We start from the raw sequence: 18,274 nt of genomic DNA on the forward strand, positions 1-18,274 counted from the left end.
ATCTAACTACTTTTAGTTATGTTTTATGTTTCTTATCTATTCATATAGCTCTCTATACCTATAGCTTATAAAAGTACCCTGAGAAGCTTTAAAAAATTAGGGGAGTTAGTAATATATAATTTTTTATTTAAAATTATTTTAAATATTTTTTAATTAATTTATTTTTATTATTTTTATTAACAATATATGAATCATCTAAACTAGCTGTAAATGTATTAAAAAGTTTTCCACATTTTTTAATTTTTCGCTTCCCTGTCTTACCCTATTTTTTTGACAATTTGACTTTTTATTTTTTAATATTATAATATAGTTTTTTATACCCTGCTATATTCAATATACATTTTAGTCAAAGAACAAAAAGCGAACAAAAAAAGAATTCTACCCTATTTATGTTTTACATATTACTATAGTTTTATTTTAAAACATTGTTCCGCATTAATTTATTACCTTTTTAAAAAACTATCTATAAAAATCTATTTATAGTATCCCCTACCTTCCACCCTTAAGTCTAGGTACTTTAAAGTTGTATGGTGTTTATTAAAGTAATCAATTGCCTTTCTTAAATTTGCAATTTGCCCTTCAGCAGAATCACTGCTTGATAATTTAATAATATAATTTAATCCTTCAACCTTTAATTCTACCTGTCTAAGGCTAAGAGGAGGAATACGAACCTGAGTGATATGAATATTATTTTTTCGACTAGCAGAAATAACTTTACCAATAAAGCTCAAAAATGAAGAGCTGGCAACAGTTTTACCATCTTTTATAGATATACCACTTTCATCATGAACAGATATTTCTGGCTCTTTAGCTGATAGATTTTTTTCAAAAGCTATTCCATCAGAGTCTACATATAATGTTTTACCTTCAACAACCCAAGAGGCTACAGGTTCTCGAAATAAGATTTTAAATTTATATTTAGATATGCCTGTAATAGATATATCTTCAATATCTTTAACTTCTGGAGTGCTAGATTGTAGCTTTTTAATTAATTCTTTTTTATTTAAAAAACTAATTACTCTTTCAATGGGTCTTTCAGTAAAGTAGTCATTAATAATTTTTGAATATCTTTCGCTATCCAAGTTGATATTATTTTGATCTGCTTTAGATACGCTAAAACTAGCGATAAATTGCCCTAAAAATATAAAAATTAAAATAGACAAAAAAGCAAGAACCGATAAAAAGAAACTTATTTTACGGCGTCTTATTGCTAGTTTCTTATTTTTAGCTCTTTCACTTTGTTCTTTTTTATATCCAGAAATAGCCTCGCCACGTCTAAAATTAGCATCACGATTTTCTCTCCTTGCTAGTATTTCAGCTCGTAGCTCACGCCTTGTTTTAGGCCTCTCCTGTTGATCTTTCATTAGTAATATAATTATACCATAAGCATTATTTATTAGCTATTTCAAGTATAATACTAGCCATATCGTCTGCAGCTTTTGGCTTAGCAAATTTTACAAACTTACCACTCATTTCTTCCATTTTCTTAGGATTAGATATTAGTTTTAAAATCTCATTACTTAATTTATTAGGGTTATCTTCAATTTCATCATCGCTAACAATAATAACTGCTTTATTCTTGGCGTAAACCTGGGCATTTTTAAGCTGATGTCCACCAGTTAAACGAGCATTTGGTACAAGTATAGTAGGCTTAGCTAAGCTAGATAATTCTAAGTTTGATGTAGCTCCAGCCCTGGCTATAACAATATCTGCAGCAGCTAAATATTGCCACATATTACCAGCTATAAAACCTTCTAAGTAAAAATCTTTTATTTTCTTAGTTTCTGTAATTTCTTTTAATTCTTTATACTGGCCCATTCCACTAATAAGTAAAATTTGTGTTTTTTTTGCTAATTTACTAGCTTCCTTTACTATAGCATTGTTTAGCCTTGCTGCACCTAGCCCACCTCCAGTAACTACTATTAAGGATTTTGAAGTATTAAAGCCCAAGACTTTCTTTAATTCTTTTCTTTCAGCTAGATTATAAGGCTTGAATTCTTTTTTAATTGGTATTCCTACATAAGTAGATATATCTTTAGGGTAATTATAAAATTCTAACGGAGCTCCTGTTGCAATTCTTTTAGCAAAACGGCTAAGAATACGGTTAGCAAGACCTGCGTGTGCGTCGGAATCATGAATAACTATAGGTATTCTTAAAATATAAGCCGTTAATCCTACCGGAACACAGACAAATCCACCTTTACAAAAAATTACATCTGGTCTCTCAATAATTAATTTACAAAAAGATTGAATTATTCCCATAATAATACGGAACATATCTATTATATTATTAAATACTATACTAGGGATAGCCAGGTGCTGAAAAAAAGTTAAATGATTATAGCGACGAAATTTGCCACTATAAATAGTAGAAACTTTTATATTGCCGTTAAATTCTGATTGCATAATTTTAAAGGCTTGTGGACCAAATTTTTTATCACACCAAAAAGATAGTTGAATATCCTTATTTTTATTTAATAAACTCTTAAAAACTGCTACGATGGGTAGAACGTGTCCCCCTGAGCCTCCGCCTACTGCGAGAATTTTCATTCTTATCCTCCTCATTTATATCTTTTACAACAGAATGGTTAGTATAACTAGAAATATTAAATGCTAGTCCTAGGACAATCATAATAAACACAATGCTTGTGCCACCATAAGATACTAATGGCATAGTAATCCCTGTTAGTGGAGCAAGGCCTGTCATAGCAAAAATATTAATAATTGTATGGATAGAAAACCAGCCGGCAGCTCCAGCAGAAAGAATACGAGAAGCTGGATTTTCAGAATATGCAGATATTCTTAAGAGTCTATAAATTAATGCCATAAAGAGTAATAATATTAAGGTCATCCATATAAAACCAAACATTTCACTCATTACGGCAAATATTGAGTCGTTAATAACTTCCGGCAAGTAACCTGTAGCCTGCACAGAATTTCCAAGGCCTAGACCTAAGACTCCTCCAGACCCAATTGCTATTTTTGCATGGCAAATATGGTAGTCATCCCCAGCTTCTTTAGAAGCAAGGTTAGAGCAATCGGTATTCATAAAGGTAGCAATGCGTGATATACGGTGTGGCGCTATAGCAATAGCAGTAACAACAAGTATACCAAGTATAGTTAGGAATATTCGGATGTTCGCCTTATTAATTCCAGCCACAAAAAACTGAAAAGCAATTATGGCGAGTGCTGATAATGTAGTGCCTAAATCGTTTTGAAAACCTGCAACAATAATAATCATTAATAGTACTAAAATACCTGATGGAAGAATAGTTTCTTTCCAATCGTTAATTTTGCCTAAAGATGCTTTAGCACCAAGAAAAACTGCTAATGAAATCATTAAGCCTACTTTCAATAATTCAGCTGGCTGGAATGAAAAAAGCCCTAATTTATACCAACGACAAGCTCCTAGCTTACAATCAGCCAAAGGTATATTGAACTTACCCATAATAGCTAAAAGGATGCAAAGTATATAACCTGCTATCAAAAATTTACCTGAATGCCTATAAATAAAGGTAATTGGCAAATTTTTTGCTGCTATAAAGAAACCTAGCCCTATTCCAATACTAATAAGGTGTCTAAAAAAGAAAAAGTAATTAGAATAGTGAGCATCATTATTTTTATTTAAGAAAATGGCTCTTTGTGGACTAAGCGAGTACATAACTACTAACCCTACACAAATTATTAAAACAGTAAAAACTAAGATCGAATAATCTGCTTTATGTTTACGGATGTTCTCTAACCCTTCTAAATCTGGTCTTCTATGCTTATCTACTTGAATTTCATCCCAAGCTTTTAGGGTTGGATTTTTTATTAAAATGATAAAAAGATCAATTACTAGTTTTTTAAAAGCAATTAAGAAACCGTTGCTTATTTCTTGAAAAAATAAGCTAAATGCCTTAGGCACGCTACTACTATATTTCGGTTGCGACCTATAGCCATATCTACTGTTCCTTCGCCTTGGGCTATTTTGCATATTCTAAAAAATCCTATATTCAACTAGTGCCATTATAATACCAATAAAAGCAAAAACTGTAGCTACCACCCAAAAACGCATAGTAATCTTAGTTTCTTCCCAGCCTTTAGCCTCTAAATGGTGATGGATTGGCGCTGCAATAAATATTTTACGATGAAGGATTTTTTTAGATAGAATTTGAATAGCACTTGAACCACCCTCTACCACAAATATAAAGCCAATTACAGGGAGTAACAATAAGCTGTTAGTTAACATAGCCACAACACCCAAGGAAGTACCCCAAGCAAAAGATCCTACATCGCCCATAAAGAATCTAGCAGGATAAATATTAAACCACACATATGCTAGTAATGTACCTAAAACGGTAAAACAGAAAAATCCTAGATTTACCTGCCCTTGAACAAGAGCAATAATACCAAAAGCTCCAAAGCTAGTCATAAGTAAACCACCTGCTAGACCATCTAGTCCATCAGATATATTTACGGCATTACTGGTAGCAACAACAGCGAATACAAACAGAGGTAAAATTAACCAGCCAATATTAATATTGCCGATAAACGGAATCATTACATATGTATAGCCTAATTTATACCAGAAGAACCAGCCTAGCACTAAGCCAACAAAAATAATCATTGCAAATTTAATTGGTGCACGAAGACCAGCATTTTTACGGTCAGTCCCCCATACATTAAGTATGTCATCAATTAAACCAATAGCTGCACCACCAATAAGACCAGCAAGTGGCAGCCAAGTTTGTTCACGTGTTAGATTAAAGGCAAAAGTTAAAATAGTAATAGCTACTACTGCAATAATTCCTGCCATAGTAGGTATATTTCTGGCTATTTTTTTAGCATGTAATTTACTAACAATTTTTAATTTTTCACCAGTAACAGAAGCTGTTTTTTGTTTTTTCCAAAATTTATACTTATAAGCAAAAAAAGTATAAATTGGAGTTAATGCCATGGATAGTATAAAACCACCAAGGCTAAATAGTGCTGCAATAATTAATTGATGTGTTAGACCGCTCATGATTATCCTTCCGTAGGTTTAACTTCTAAATAATTTAACATCCAGTTTGATATATCTGTAAAAATCGGGCTTGCATCACTATGACCTTGTAAGTTCTGATTCTTACCCCAAACTGCAACCATTATAACATATTCACTTTGTTTACCACCACCAAATCCTAGGTAACTTCCTATTGTTTGGTTATCTACATATTTACCATCAATTAAGGTTTGTGATGTTCCTGTTTTTCCACCAATATTATAGCCTTTACTGTCTGCACCTCCCCTATTAGCATTAGCTCGTGCGCTAATTAAAATTTGCTTAATTTGTTTGCTCGTATCTTCTGAAATAACATTTCGTCTATGAATTTGTGCTTCATTTTTTTCAAACGCACCTTCTTGTGTTACTTCGCCATTAATTAAGCTAGGCCTATAAAGGTTTCCGCCGTTAATTAATGATGAAAAAGCAGTAGCAGTCTGTATCATGGTTGTATCCATACCTTGCCCAAAAGTCATATTAGAATAGCGAACGTTATTTCCCTCTACCTTATCGGGAGGAATCACGGTACCTGTACTTTCAGCAACTTCTATACCTGTTTTTTTACCTAGCCCAAAACGATTATGTAAATAATCATAAATAGTATTTCTTGATTTATTATCAATCATCCCATTACTTCCTAGCCTATTAGCTATAGTAACCATACCTGTATTTAAAGAATAATTCATGGCTGTTTGAAAAGTAATTTGACCAGTATGACCTAATACTGCGTTCTTAATAGTTCGATCTTCAACTTTAATAAAATCTGCATTATAGTAAGTATCTTGCCCCTTAGCAACCCCCTCATTTATGCCCATCGCCATAGTAAAAGACTTAATAACCGATCCATTCTCGTAAGGCATAGTTACCGTATTATTGTTAAAAACAGATCCATCTTTTACTTCTCCAAATTTAGAAGGGTCATAAGTTGGATAGTTTGCCATAGCTAAAACTTTGCCATTATTTGGATTCATAACTAATACTGAACCATTTTTCATACCTTTTTTTTGCATATGTTTTTGCAATACTCTCTCGGTTTGTGCTTGAATATTACGGTCGATAGATAATACTATATTTTTACCGTTTACTGGTGGCCTTTCTATATTTTCGGAGCCAATAACTAAAGGCGCACCTAACACATCCTTAGCTGTTTTTAGTAAACCATCTTTACCGGTAAGCTCTTTATTAAAAGATGATTCAATACCGTATTTGCCCCCTTCATAATTAACAAAACCTAATACTTGGCTAGCTAATTGCCCTTCAGGATAAACTCTTCTTGATACTGGCTCTAAGCCTATATAAGGGTTCTTTTTAGAGGCAATAACATCAGCTTGTTTATGACTTAGCTTAGTTGCTACAACTTCATATCTGGAATCTCTCTTCTTAAAGGCATCTTCAATATTTCCTTTCAAATTCCCTCCAGCAACTTCGCGCAATAATTTTATTGCCTCAGTCTTCGCTTTTGGGTTATCCACTTTTGGATCAATAAAAACTGTATAAATAGTCTCATTCATAACTAACTTTATAGGTTTTTTACCGTCCATAGCATAAATTAATCCACGATGGGCTGGAATAGTGTCCTGTTTAATCTGTTCACGATTTGCTAATTTTTTATATTCACTACCTTGAATAATTTGTAAATAAAAAAGTCGGATAACAATAACAGCGAATGCTAAAAAAATAAAATTAGCTAATATTGTTATTCGACTTGCAGATTGAAAAACAGATTTCATAAATAATATTTTATCATACTTAAGCTTAAGCTATAAAATTACTCAGCGTAATTTACAGCAACTGGAGTTGTTAGATTCTTAGCAACTTCACTATGCTCAATATTAGAAAGAGCTGTAAGGCGTGCGTTCTCAACTTCTAGGTCAGATTTTTTAACTTCTAATTCTGCAATTTTATCATCTATTTTCTGAATTTCATTTCCATATATGGATGGCTTAGAGGTACTTGTCAAAAAACTAATACCTAAACTAGCAAGCAATAAAGCAATCATTACAAAACGTGAAGCAATACCAATTTTAGCAGTTGGTTGAAAAATTGCGATATTAGAATTACGTCCGTATGACCTTGCGGAAGTTTGTCTTCTACGACGAGTGCTGTATGTTGAAGTTTGTGTCCTTGCCATTTTTATTTTCTTTTATTTTTAATTTTTATTACGGTTTATATATTTTAAATAATTGCAGTTTTTAAATAAAGCACCAACCAGTTCTAGCTGGTGCTTTATTTTGATAAAATTAATTAACTTCTTTTTTAGCGAAAGTTAACTTTTACGCGTGAAGACTCGTTTGCGTAACTTACTTTGATTGTTTTTGGCATCTCGCCTCCTTTTTTTTGGTTTTTATTTTCTAATCGAAACACGTAATTTAGCACTACGCGATCGTGGATTGTGAGCATCTTCTACTGCACCACTTACAGGCTTTTTTGTGATAAATAAGAAATTAGATTCAAGCCCCTTTAAGGAATCTTGCTTAAAATAATTTTTAACAAGCTTATCTTCAAGGCTATGAAAAGTGATAATACCTACCCTGCCACCTGGATTTAACATTTTTGGTAACAATAGTAGCATCTTTTCAATCTGCTCTAATTCTTGATTAACAGCAATCCTGATTGCCTGAAATGTGCGAGTTGCTGGGTGTGTTTTTTGCCACCCACCTTTATGTACACTTAAAATCAAATCAGCTAATTGAGTAGTTGATGTTATTGGATTTTTCTTTCTAGTTTCTATAATTTTATCAACTATACGCTCAGAAAATCCTCGCTTTTCTTCACCAAACTCAACTAAAATTTTTAATAGTTCTTTTTTAGAGTATTTATTAACTATATAGTTTGCAGTTAGCTCTTGAGATGGATTCATTCGCATATCTAAATCACCATCGCGCAAAAAGGAGAACCCTCTTTCTGCAATATCTAGCTGAGGTGACGAAACACCAAAATCAGCTAAAATAATATCGAACTTTCTACCTTCTCTTACTAGCTGTTCGGATGCCGATAAAAAATCAGAATGAATCATTCTAGCACCTTTCTCTATAAGGAAGCCAAGCGAATCTACAGCATTCTGATCACGATCAACAAGTACCGATTGTGTATAATTTTTAGTTACATCTAAAAAATTGCTAGCATGTCCACCATAGCCTGCGGTTAAATCTAAATACGATTCACCTGTTTTGGGCTTAAGATGATCAAGGCTAGCTTGTAATAGAACTGGTATGTGAACTGATTTTTGCATTGTAATCTTCCTTAAAGTCAAGTACCCGATGGTTAAACTTTTTGTTTTTGTAAAAGTTTTTGTTTTTGGGTTTTAAAATTATAAGTCGACATTTTTTGCTTAACTTGTAGTTAACCATATTGTCGTTTGAGAGACTTATATATGAGGTGGAGTTTTATTTTTGGGAGGTTTTAGAATGTACTCCGCCCTTTATTTTATACTGGTCGACGGAAAAAGTCCAGTTGTCTAGCCACCGGATATCCGACTTCAAGTCCAATTACAATATTTATTTTAAGGAACTTTTATTTTTGATTTTAGTGGATTTGTTTGTTTTGGTCGCTTTCTGCTTTCCACTGACTTTATTGTAAAGCTTATTAAAAATTTAAGCAATACCTTTTTTGACAAAATATTGTATTGCTATTGTAATTTTATATATATTTTTCCACAATCATGTGTAAAAACAAGTATTAAAACAGATATGAAGCAGTTTTCCACAAATTTACCAAAAAATGTTGAAAACTCCATATAAGGCAAAAGCCTCGCTATTAGCGAGGCAAGAAAGCATGTACTAACGCCATATCGTAATGTGTTGTGTACTGTAATATGATCCAAGTGATAAATACTACAAGATTGATAGCTAATGATAATACTAGAACTGCACTACGAAAATCTTGAACAGATTGGTCAACTACCACTTCCCCATCTTCAGTAATATGTATGCCGTTATTAGTTAGAAGTTTTTTAGCTTTTTTAATTTCTTGATCTTTTTTTGTAACTTTCTTTACTTTATCATCTTCTTTTTTAGTTACTTTAGTAGTTTTTTTAGCTTCAACTTGTTTCTTAGTTGCCATTTTTTATTTTTCCTTTTTTATTTTTTTGACTTTATTTAATCTTAATTGTTTTGTATGTTTTTATATTAGCATAATTATATTAAATTGTCAATATATTTATGTTTAATATATTATACAACTTTCTTATACGATGTCATTATTATCTGTTCGCTTGACAAAACAATATTTTATTTTTTATATTTTTTTGACATAAATATATTTTATTATATAGAATAAGTTACTTCTGTATCTATCTTAAGATAATAAAAAGAAGGCATCTAGTTGCCTTCTTTTTATTATTGTTGTCCTCTACTCTTATTATTTAGCGTTAAATGATGTCATCGCCAAAATGCTTTTGAAGACGCATTTTTATTGAATTAGGATGACGACCTAACTGAGTACTAATATATTCAATATTATTGCCTGTTTTAAATAACCTTTTAAGCTCTGCATCATCTGAACTTTTCCAAGGCCTATAGGCGTTCGGAAATTGTTTTCTCATATTTTCCAACTTTTCTTTCCAAGAAGTTACACTTTTATTTTGTTTATTATAATTATTTTCTTCAATAGTAATTCCCTTGGCTCTTTTTTCGGCAATCTCATTTAAATACGAGAACTTCTTTTCAGCTTCTAGGCTTTTTTGTTTAAGAACTTTATCTATTTTACTAGCTTCATCGCTGACAAGTAAGGCTTTTTTATTAATACCTATTAAATAGATCTTATCTAGTGCTTTAACTCGAGATAAGGCTACATACCCCATACCCTCAGAAAAAGCTTTCTGTAGATTTATTTTAGCAGAGTCTAAAGTCATACCTTGGGATTTATGAATAGTTATAGCATAAGCTAACCTTAGTGGAATTTGCGTAATGGAAGCTCGTTTTTTATCGCCGTCTCTTAATTCCCAAGATTCAGGAACTACAGTTAAAGTTTTTCCATTTTTAAAAGCAACTATAGGATATTCACTATACTTTTCAAAATCAATAACTTCACCTATAGATCCATTTACATATTGATGGTTTTGTGAATTTCTAACAGCCATTACTAAAGCACCTTTTTTAAGACGTAAAAATTCTGGAGCTAAAACAGACTTCTGTAGTGTTGTTACGTAATTTTTAGCACCTGTAGTAGTTTGCTGATAGGTAAATTCTTTTTCAGATATATCTGATAGCTTGCTTTCATTAATGATATCTACATCTATATTAGTGGTATGAAGCTCTATAATATCCTCCAAATCTAGTGGAAGATCATCAGAATTTAACCTACTCAGTAAAGCCTCTGCGTGCCGTCTTCTTACATCACCCTCTCGAATTGCATTTAAAATATCTATTAGCTCATCAGATTTTTGCCTATAATTTTCTTCCAGGTAACAAATTGTAAAATTCGCTTCCCTCCATACATTAGAGTGAGTAACAAAATTACCCACTCTATTTATACCTTTATTAATAGGAGGCAATTGAAAGAAATCTCCACATAAAACAATTTGAATTCCGCCAAATGGCTGATCTTCCTGCTGACGAATCCGACGGCAAACATCATCTACCATATCAAGGCGAAAATCGTGCAACATCGAGATCTCATCAATAATTAAAATATCAGTTTTTTTAATGGTTTCTTGCCTTACTTTAGACATTTTATCAATAAATTTAGGAGTAATATAATCATGAATACCTAAACCGCTCCAGGCATGAATTGTATTACCGTTTAAATGTGTTGCAGCTAAACCTGTAGTGGCAGTTACAGATATTTTTTTTCCCATGCTACGAGCAATATTAATAAACTGGTTTAAGGTATAAGTTTTTCCACTACCTGCAGCACCAGTTAAAAATACATTTTCGCCATTTAGCATAATTTCTAAAGCTAAAGCTTGTTTCATAATTGAGGTTTTAACCTTCTATCATTGTTCGTGGCGGTTCGCCGTCAGGCTCATCTAGTAGTTTTTTGGCCCTAATTTCATAGCGTTTTCCAGTTACTTCACTAGTAATATAGTCTTCATTAATTAAGTTTACGAACATATCAAGGTCATGCTTATCCATAATGATGATAGCCCCATTATCGTCAGTCATTAGTTCTAATTGCATATCGTCAGCATATTCTATAACCTTTTCTTGTGGAATTTCACCAATATCTGCCATTTTTTGCAATTTAGTAGCAACTTTACGATTCTCCCTTACTAAGGTTTGCAGATCTAATCCATCAGGAAAACTTAACTTATATTTTGATTCAATTTCAGCAACTTTTTGATCAGCTATAACTTGTTTTTTATAATCATAGTTAAATAATTTTTCAAATTTTGATTGGTTGAAAATAAAAATATCATTCTTAATGATTAATACTTGATTATCTGGCTGTATCTTTAAACCAAATTCAGGTTCAAAAGCACCAAATTTGCCCCCTCTAAACTCCCAAGCAGTAGCACCACGAAGAACTTGCCCTTGTTGAATTTGTTTAGCAACATAAAATTTTTCCCCATTCCTACCAGTAAAGCGAGCTAAAATACCCTTGATTTTCTTAAAGTCGTGTTCAGCTTCATTAAATTCAACAATATCACTGTATTGATGTTCTACTATATCTATTAAGTTATCAGCATGCTGTACTTTTTGCAAAGTTGTTTTTAATAATGCCTCTTTATCGGTATCCATCTCATAGTCACGCACAGCAAGGCCTGTACCTGCACCCATATTTACAAAATTAATTAAATCAAATAGAAATAATGGCTTGATTTGTACATTTAGCTCACCTGCAAAACGTGTAGTAAAAGGAATGAAACTTTTATTGAATAAGAAAAACTCTACATCTAAATCATTTTTAATTCCGTCTGTTAAATTAGCCCACTGAAAAATATCTACACTTTCAGTTTCTTTAATAGTATCTTCCTTATCTAATTGTTCAAGTTTTTCATCTTCAATATTATCAATTCGTTTCTCTTCTTCCATATCTACTATTTTACCATATTTTAAACTAAAACAGCCCCTCGCTAAGGGCTGTTTTGTTAAGAAATTTTAGGAGTAATTATTAGTGTTTTTTAACCATAAAAGCTACTGTTAAACCAAGTAGTGAGCTGAAAGCTACTGCCATAGAAATTAATATTCCACTTTGGCCATTTTTACCTTCACCAGTTTTTGGTAATGCTGGTTGCTCGGATGGAATAGTTTTGTTAACTACTTTAATTTTTTCATAAGATCCATCTTTATTAAGGTTTAGTGTGTAAGTTTTTTCGTCCTTAATTAATCCTTCCGGCGCAGACACTTCACGGATCTCATATTCTCCCCAAATTCCATGGAAATGTGCAATGCCATCTTTGTCGGTAGTAGCTTGTACTTCTTTACCTGTTAATTTATTTTTAGCAGAGAACACTACACCGGCTACTTTATTACCTTTGTCATCAACTTTATTAATTATAAAATCATAATCTTGGCGCTCGTCGGTCATATTGGTTTCACCAATAACTTTACCATCATTTTTAACTTCAAAATAATGTGCATTAGGGTTAATTTTATAACCTATTGTGGCATGAGTTTCATAAAATTTATACTTACCAGGTAATAGACTTAATCCTTTTAATTTACCCGTTTTGTCTGTCACTTGTTCGAAAATCTTATTTGTATTGTTTTTGTCTTCAGCTTTATAAATTGTTAATGTTACGCCTTCGATAGGAGCAGAATTTGATAAATCACTCTTTGAAAGTTCTACATTATATCTTTTAAGTTTGTTGATGAATTCTACAGTAACAAACTTTACATTTCGAAGTGTTGCATTTTCTTCAGCCTTGACTGTAATAGTCTTTACTTCATCAGAAAGTACTAAGTGGCTTGGTACTGATTTTTCACGGATATAATAAGTTTTAGATAGTGAATCATTAGGTGAAGATAGTATACCAGTTGTTAGCACTGTCGAACCATTAGGTTTAGTAGTATCTTCTATTGAATTATTAAAATCTTTATTGTCTGCAATTTCAAAAACTACACCAGGAACTAGTTTGCCTGTCTCATCCTTTTTAATAATCTTTATACTCTGATAAGCTTTAGGTTCATTCTCAAATCTTAACTCACCAGTTTGACCAGCTTGAATTGTAATTGACTTAGGGGTATTATTTAGCACCATATGATTTGGAACTGACTTTTCGCGTACCCATAGCGTTTTAGATATTTCGCCATTTTTTAGTGGTATATTGTGCCCAATAGTTTGGCCATTATTATTAGTTGGTTGTAATGTCCATACTTCTCCTGCTGGGAAATTTCGGTTAGTAGAAACTTCAAACACTACGCCACTTACATCTCCGCCACCTACTAATGTTTTAGTTATTCTAATATCTACTTTTTTAATATTGTTAACAAAAGTTACTCGCCCTAACCTATTATTATCGTTCAAAGTAACAGTTTTAACTTCGTTAGATACAATTAGGTGGGAAGGCGCACTAACCTCACGCACATACATAGTTACTTGACTTTGGTTAGCTGGGAATTTGATAGCACTAGAGTTAACAATTCCATTAACACCTGTAGTTAGCCTTTGGCTATTAGTAAAGTTATTATTATCAGCAATTTCGAAAACTACACCACTTACCGGGCTATTATTTTCATCTACCTTAGTAATTTCAACACGTCCAGTTTTTAATTCGTTAACGAAACTAACTTGTTTAGACCTTTCGTTGCCAGTAAAAGTAACTTGTTTAACTTCATTAGATTTGATAAGGTGTGCTGGTGCACTTTTTTCACGAATATAAAGTGTGAAAGAATTTAATGATTCTGCTACTGTATAAACAGCTTGTGCTGTACCATTTGCAGTGGTTGTAATTTCTTTTTTATTCTGAGTAAAGGCATTGTCTGTAGCTACTTCAAATACTACACCTTGAACCCTGTTTGATTCATTGTCGGTTTTAGTAATTTCAACTGTTAGATCTTTGTTACTAGCTACAAAAGTGGCACGGAATGATGTAGGAGGCACGGTAGTTGTAGTACTTGTAGTTTCATCATCGAGCTGAATTAAGTTTTGTTTGCTAGAATCTCTAGAAAGCAGCACTAAAGAACCAACCTTATGTGTATTTTGAACTATGGTAGATGGGTCACGAGATACTGTTCCAGTAACTGTATCAGCAAGACCAATTGGCTTTTTTATTTTTAATTTGTTGTCTGCAGTTTTTTCAATAATCACATCACTGCCACCAGCAGTTTTATTAAAAGTCCAATCATTAGAGTTGGTTCCAGTGCCTATAGTAATATCATAAGTAATCACTTCATAACCATTTTCCCTAAAATGCTGTTCATTAGTTAATGAAACCGAGCTAGTATTTTGCGTAGCACTAGTCGCACTAACATTTTGTGTTTTTGTTAATAATTCTTTTAGATAATTGCCAACGGAAGCATTATCAAAATTCATATCATTAACATCTATAGATTTAGTTGTGTTATTTTCAATACCTAAAGCTTTAGCATGGATCCAAACAGCCATTTGGGTCGCCCATTGAGCTTCATCATTGCTAATATTATGCTTTTGTTGAAGAGACTGGTCTTTACCACCAAAACCATAGTATAAAGCACCTATCATACGAGGATCGCTGTAAGCTGCCTTTACTGCAGTATTTTTATCATAATATGTAGAATGCGGTTCTTCTAAGTCATGGTTTAGACAATATAGTGGCTGAACATCATTAAAAATAACTGGAGCTGTATAGCTAGCATTACCACCGATAGATTGTGCTAATGTAAGTGTTCTCCAAGTACTAGCCTGTAAAAAATAATCACCATTCGTAGCAGCGTTAGCACCTGTAAATAATTTAATTGCAGGAATAGTTAAAACAGCAAACAAAACAACTAGTGCTGAATATAAAAACTTCCCTTTTAGTGGAATTTTATTTCTTAATTTCATTTTAACCCTTTTAAATTTACTTTTAATTTAATTTTTGAACTTTACTCTACTGCGTATTGTTTTTAGTAAAAGTCCGTATTTTTTAAAATAGAAAAATATTTAACCCTTTTATTTTCCTCCTTTTCCCTAAAATAATTCTCCTAAATTATTAGTTAACAATATTTTAGCATAAGCTTCATAAATAAGCAAGTAATAAAATAAAAACGCTCTCTAACTTTAGTGAGAGCGTTTTTATGGTTTATTCTTGCTGGTAACTTTATTTACTCTTCTTTTTAAGTATTTGAGCCGTGTAAGTGTCTGGTTCTTCTAAAGTTTTATCAATTCCTAGAACTTCCAATACATCCCATAATTCTTGGCGGATCTGCGCTGGGTTATCTCCTTTTTTAACTTCTCTTTCTAATTTAATGTAAGTACCTAACCCATCAACATCATCAAGATAAAAAGTCGTATCCTCAATTTGTAGCTTTTGGCGATTTCTAAGAACTTCTACTTTATACTCAAGTCCTAACTGCTGAATAATATGCGCTGTTTCGCTATAATTAAGTACCGGCGTAATATGTATTAAATTGGTATCATCAGCTTGAATATGGCGTTTTTGTAGCAACTGAAACCATGGTTTGCGTTTCGGTTCAATAATTTCAGTACGCACAATAATTTTAGGTAAATTACGACTTGGTTGGTACCCACGAGGCAGAAATACCCTATCGTTCTGAAAAATAGCATGGGGAAAATCATGTCCAGCATCATTTAATTTACGGATAAAATCAACTTTATTTTTAACTTTTGCTTTTATAATAACTAGTTTCATACATTAATTATAACACGACTACCTTATAAGGATTGCCTCATTTTTTCAAACATACATATAGTAGCGGCCATTGCTACATTTAAGCTTTCAATATTACTGCTTTGTGGAATTATAATATGATTAGTTACTAAAGCTTGTATTTCCTTAGAAACGCCTTGGCCCTCATTACCAAAAATCCAAACAACTTCCCCTGATAAATTGGTTTGATAAATGCTATTAGTAGCTTTTAAGCTAGTTGTAAATATTGGCACTTTAAAATTAGGAACAATATCTGTTAAATTTTGATTTTCAATAATATTTAAAGAATAATGTGCGCCCATTCCTGCCCTTAAAACTTTTGGCGACCAAGCCGAAACTGTATTTTGGCTACAAATAATTTGTTTAACCCCTGTAGCCACTGCCGAGCGTAAGATAGTACCAAGATTACCTGCATCTTGAACACCATCTAATATTACCGTGCCTATTTCATAATTTATATCTACTGCACTATTGGTATTTTTTATAACAAACATAATACCTGCACTAGTCACTACTGGGCTTATTTTTGTATAAATATTTTGCTCAATAGTAATAATTTTTACTTTTCTTTTTTGACACTCTAAGACAATATCATTAATTTCGGAATTATCAATATCGCTAGCCAAAATACAATATTCAGGACTGCCAACTTTTTTAAGGTATTCACTAGTTAAATGAATACCTTCAACAATAGTTAAACCCTGTTTTCTCCTAGCTTTAGAGGATGAACTTAGTTGAATAAGTTTTTTAACAAAAATATTTTTGTTAGAGCTAATAGCTTGCATTAAATTTCATCAGCCTTTTGCCTAATTTGTGATGCATCGTCACGATTTCTAACGCTTACCTGACCATCTTTTTCGATAGTATCAAAGTCGATAACCACTACTTTAGGTACTCCAATTTCATCAGCTTTAGCATAGACCTTGCCAATTTTACCACTCATATCTAAGCTAACATTATTATATTTTTTACGTAATTGATTATATACTTCTTTAGCCTTTTCTACTAATGCTGGTTTATTTTTTAGGAGTGGTGCCACTATAATGCTTATAGGGGCTAGATTGTCTGGGAATTTTAAGTAAGTGCGTGTCTTGCCATCTTCTTGCACTTCAGTATAGGCAGTAGATAATATAGCCATAAGTAGACGCTCCACACCAAAACTTGGTTCAATAACATGAGGAATAAATTTTTCTTTACTATTTTTATCAACATATTCCATATTTTTGCCACTTACTCGAGCAATATTGCTAAGGTCAAAATCTGTTCTGTAAGCAATACCCATTAATTCTTCCCTACCAATTGGATAATCAAATTCAATATCAATAGTTTTTTTAGAATAATGTGCACGATCTTCTTCTGGAACATCCAACTCATGAATATCGTTAGCATTAAGACCCATTTTCTCAGTTAAGAATTTATAAGTTGAAGACAATAGCGAGTCAAAATCTTGCTGCCAATTATTAGGGTTTACAAAATATTCAATCTCCATTTGTTCAAATTCTCTACTACGGAAAACAAAATCTCTTGGACTAATTTCATTACGAAAAGCTTTACCTTGCTGTGCAATACCAAAAGGTAAGTCTGGATAAAAACTATCAACAACATTTTTATAATTAGTAAAAATACCTTGTGCTGTTTCTGGCCTTAAGTAAGCTACAGAATTATCATTCACAACTGCGCCTACATTAGTTTGAAACATCATATTGAAATTACGAACTTCACTGAGCTCATTGCCATTTGGAGATTTAACGCCATATTCTTTTATTTTAGCAGTTAACTGCTCATTACTTAAACCCTCAGCATTAACGCCAGAGTCTTTTAATAGATGATCTGCACGATATCTTTCCCCCGTCTTCAAATCCTCTACTAATGGATCAGAAAAAGTAGCAACATGTCCACTTGCTTGCCAAACTTTTGGGTTCATAATAATAGCGGCATCAACACCATACATATCACTTCTCTCTTCAACCCAAAAGCTCCACCATTCCTGCATTATTTTATGTTTTAAAGCAACGCCTAATGGACCGTAGTCCCAAGTTCCCCGCATGCCACCATAAACATCACTTCCTTGCCAAATAAATCCTCGGCGTTTAGCTAAGCTAACAATCTGTTCCATACGGTCACTATTCATTATTTTTCCTCTTTAATCTATTTTTAATAATTAGGAATATTTTAGCATATTTTAGCATAAAAATAAAACTACCCCTTAGGGTAGCTTTATGGTAAATTATTTATTATTTTTCTTACGAATAGAAATTGCAGAGAAGATAGTGATAGCTAATAATGATAAACCTGCAATAACGATAGCTACTATACTATTATCATTACCCTTTGATACTCCCGTATTTGGTGTAAGGTTTTTTGTATCATGCTTATGATTATCTACGCTAGGATCTATCTTTATTTCCTCTCCTTTTATAATAGAACTAGAAGGTTTTGAGCTAGAAGAACCATTATTATTGTTATTAGCATTTGCGTTAGCATTTGCGTTAGCATTTGCGTTAGCATTTGCGTTAGCA

The 18,274-nt window shown here is 32.4% G+C and carries 15 protein-coding genes; all 15 read right to left on the minus strand.

The window, feature by feature from the left end; translation table 11 throughout:
* Positions 1–473: 473 nt before the first annotated feature.
* Positions 474–1,364, minus strand: a complete 891-nt coding sequence (locus G6CMJM_RS02790; RefSeq protein ID WP_129718957.1) for a cell division protein FtsQ/DivIB — start codon at positions 1,362–1,364, stop codon at positions 474–476.
* Between the two features lie 25 nt (positions 1,365–1,389).
* Entirely contained in the window at positions 1,390–2,550 is a 1,161-nt protein-coding gene (locus G6CMJM_RS02795) for a UDP-N-acetylglucosamine--N-acetylmuramyl-(pentapeptide) pyrophosphoryl-undecaprenol N-acetylglucosamine transferase (protein WP_165302685.1), read from the minus strand.
* Positions 2,486–3,976: an FtsW/RodA/SpoVE family cell cycle protein gene (locus tag G6CMJM_RS02800; protein ID WP_129718959.1), complete on the minus strand. Its 1,491-nt coding sequence runs from the start codon at positions 3,974–3,976 to the stop codon at positions 2,486–2,488. The genes G6CMJM_RS02795 and G6CMJM_RS02800 overlap by 65 nt, the downstream gene beginning before the upstream one ends.
* Positions 3,977–3,979: 3 nt before the next feature.
* Positions 3,980–5,005, minus strand: coding sequence for a phospho-N-acetylmuramoyl-pentapeptide-transferase (gene mraY / locus G6CMJM_RS02805; RefSeq protein WP_129718960.1), 1,026 nt, complete (start codon positions 5,003–5,005; stop codon positions 3,980–3,982).
* 2 nt (positions 5,006–5,007) lie between these two features.
* Entirely contained in the window at positions 5,008–6,753 is a 1,746-nt protein-coding gene (locus G6CMJM_RS02810) for a peptidoglycan D,D-transpeptidase FtsI family protein (RefSeq protein ID WP_129718961.1), read from the minus strand.
* A 38-nt stretch (positions 6,754–6,791) separates the two neighbouring features.
* Positions 6,792–7,154, minus strand: coding sequence for a hypothetical protein (locus tag G6CMJM_RS02815; protein WP_129718962.1), 363 nt, complete (start codon positions 7,152–7,154; stop codon positions 6,792–6,794).
* Positions 7,155–7,367: 213 nt separating this feature from the next.
* The gene (gene rsmH, locus G6CMJM_RS02820; protein WP_129718963.1) at positions 7,368–8,255 is read right to left on the minus strand and encodes a 16S rRNA (cytosine(1402)-N(4))-methyltransferase RsmH; all 888 of its coding nucleotides are present in this window, start codon (positions 8,253–8,255) and stop codon (positions 7,368–7,370) included.
* Between the two features lie 524 nt (positions 8,256–8,779).
* The gene (locus G6CMJM_RS03220) at positions 8,780–9,085 is read right to left on the minus strand and encodes a hypothetical protein (protein ID WP_165302687.1); all 306 of its coding nucleotides are present in this window, start codon (positions 9,083–9,085) and stop codon (positions 8,780–8,782) included.
* 307 nt (positions 9,086–9,392) lie between these two features.
* A complete protein-coding gene (locus G6CMJM_RS02825) occupies positions 9,393–10,937 on the minus strand; it encodes an ATP-dependent DNA helicase (protein ID WP_129718964.1) in 1,545 nt (514 codons plus the stop codon).
* Between the two features lie 10 nt (positions 10,938–10,947).
* Entirely contained in the window at positions 10,948–11,997 is a 1,050-nt protein-coding gene (locus tag G6CMJM_RS02830; RefSeq protein WP_129718965.1) for a Kiwa anti-phage protein KwaB-like domain-containing protein, read from the minus strand.
* Between the two features lie 79 nt (positions 11,998–12,076).
* Positions 12,077–14,929: a SpaA isopeptide-forming pilin-related protein gene (locus tag G6CMJM_RS02835; protein WP_129718966.1), complete on the minus strand. Its 2,853-nt coding sequence runs from the start codon at positions 14,927–14,929 to the stop codon at positions 12,077–12,079.
* 256 nt (positions 14,930–15,185) lie between these two features.
* Positions 15,186–15,737, minus strand: coding sequence for a CYTH domain-containing protein (locus tag G6CMJM_RS02840; protein ID WP_129718967.1), 552 nt, complete (start codon positions 15,735–15,737; stop codon positions 15,186–15,188).
* Between the two features lie 23 nt (positions 15,738–15,760).
* The gene (locus tag G6CMJM_RS02845; RefSeq protein ID WP_129718968.1) at positions 15,761–16,540 is read right to left on the minus strand and encodes a TrmH family RNA methyltransferase; all 780 of its coding nucleotides are present in this window, start codon (positions 16,538–16,540) and stop codon (positions 15,761–15,763) included.
* Entirely contained in the window at positions 16,540–17,886 is a 1,347-nt protein-coding gene (locus G6CMJM_RS02850; protein WP_129718969.1) for a glycine--tRNA ligase, read from the minus strand. The genes G6CMJM_RS02845 and G6CMJM_RS02850 overlap by 1 nt, the downstream gene beginning before the upstream one ends.
* A gap of 96 nt (positions 17,887–17,982) precedes the next feature.
* Positions 17,983–18,274: hypothetical protein (locus tag G6CMJM_RS02855; protein ID WP_195157018.1), on the minus strand; the 292-nt coding region annotated here is incomplete at its 5' end.

The sequence above is a fragment of the Candidatus Nanogingivalis gingivitcus genome (genome assembly GCF_004151455.1).
Lineage (GTDB): Bacteria > Patescibacteriota > Saccharimonadia > Saccharimonadales > Saccharimonadaceae > Nanogingivalis > Nanogingivalis gingivitcus.